Annotated in this window: 1 protein-coding gene; it reads left to right on the forward strand. The window is 37.1% G+C overall.

What is annotated here, in order from left to right; all coding sequences use genetic code 11:
* Positions 1–423 precede the first annotated feature (423 nt).
* The gene (locus NE665_RS23580; RefSeq protein WP_238135310.1) at positions 424–1,824 is read left to right on the forward strand and encodes an ISL3 family transposase; all 1,401 of its coding nucleotides are present in this window, start codon (positions 424–426) and stop codon (positions 1,822–1,824) included.
* The last annotated feature ends 128 nt before the right edge of the window (positions 1,825–1,952 follow it).

Consider the following 1,952-nt stretch of genomic DNA (forward strand, 5'->3'; position numbering starts at 1 on the left):
CTTTCATGCCACCTACCTTCGCTCTGTTGATTTCCTTGTCCGTAATGTGAAAATCAAGATTGTCAGAATTATCTGTCTGAACTGCGGTAAAACTCACGCCATCCTCGTCAATGATATGATCCCTTTCTCTATTCTATCTCATTCTGATATCATCAATGTCCTTTCTTCTCTTGATCCTGATTTTGTCTATTCATCTCATCTATGGTTTCTTAAGTCTAAGTATCAGTCCATAGATTACCTTGATTACTACCGTATCTGCCTTCTGAATAGGAGAAACTTCTCAATTATTTCCTGTTCCACATAACTTTTGTGTGCTTTTCTCGCTTTCTGCCTTATTATTCCATTGTGATCACAATGAAAGCGAGGTTTTATCTATGTATATCACAATATTTCTCTGTCCGATCATGAAAGCCGGTGATTCCTTTGACTGATCATTGTCCTTCTGCCCCTTCTTTACAGATGAAAGATTTTCTTACGGCTTTTGGCCTTGATCGTGCAGATATCAAAGATATCAGTATATGTAATGAAGATGGTTACCTGAATGTTTATCTTGAGCTTAACATACGTGAGCACTCATGTCCTGTATGTAAGAGTGCTACCACAAAAGTCAAAGGCTATCAACTGAAGAAAATCAATCATTCTGTTCTCAATCCAATTCCCTGTATGATCCACTACAAAGCCAGACGCTATGTGTGTCCTGTCTGTGGTAAAACCTTTTATGAAAACAATCCCTTTATTTCCGGTAATCTCAAAGTTTCTGTTGCGACCGTATATAATGTCCTGAATGAACTTAAAAGACCGGAAACCACTTTTAGTTATGTAGCTGATAAATACCATATGTCAGCTTCTTCTGTCGCCAATATTTTTGACAGGCATATCCACCCCCACAGACGTTCTCTTCCTGAATGTCTCTGCTTTGATGAAACTTATGCTTTCAAAAGCAGAGACAGTGATTACATCTGTGTCCTGCTTGATTATAATGAGAAAAAGATTACAGATGTCCTTCCTTCAAGACGCATGCGCTATCTTGTGGATTACTTTCATAAGATCCCGCTGAAAGAAAGGAAGAAGGTCAAGTATGTTTCCTTTGATATGTGGAAAACATATCGTGAAGTATCCAGACTGATGTTTCCTGAATGCATCTGTATCGTCGATAAATTCCATGTACTTCAGGAATTGTCAAGAAAAGTGACGAGAGTAAGAATTGATGTCGTAAATGAAAACAAGAAGATCAAAGATGATCTGACAAAAAAGCGGAAAAAGCTGAAAGAAGAGAAAACTTCCCTCTGTCCTGAGGATGAGGAAAGGCTGCGTATTGCGCAACGAAACTATTATCTGCTCAAAAAATTTGACTTTGTCCTTTTCAGTAATGATCCTCGCATTTCTGATGCAAATGTAGAAAAGAAGTTCAACCGTGCTCTGAACCAGTACTGTAATCTCAATGATATCTATCATATGGCAATCGAAATAGATTCTAAACTGAAAGAAGCAGTTGAAATCAAAGATATCATCCATCTGTTCTATAAGAGTGCAGAACAGAAAAATGCAAAAAAGGAACTGGAAGATATCATTATTCTGTGCAGGACTTCAAATGTGAAAGGATTGCAGGACTTCTCCAACACATTATGCGAATGGAAACAGGAGATCATCAATTCATTCATAAAAATACCGTCATTAAACAGAAAAATGAATAATGCCCTTATTGAAAACAGGAATAAGTCTATCAAACTTTTGAAACACAGCAGTAATGGTTATACAAACTGGAACAGATTCAGGGCGAGAATCTTATACTCTTTAAATGATGATATACCTATGAAACTGTAAAAAAAGAAGTGCTCATGTCCTTCCGTGACTTCTGCACTTCTTAATTCTTTACAATTTACGGGGTCTCTTTTACCCCATGTAATTCTATACCCCATAATTTGTATACCCCACCTTATTTTAGATTACCC

This window comes from Clostridium sp. DFI.1.208, assembly GCF_024463855.1.
GTDB lineage: Bacteria > Bacillota_I > Bacilli_A > Erysipelotrichales > Erysipelotrichaceae > Clostridium_AQ.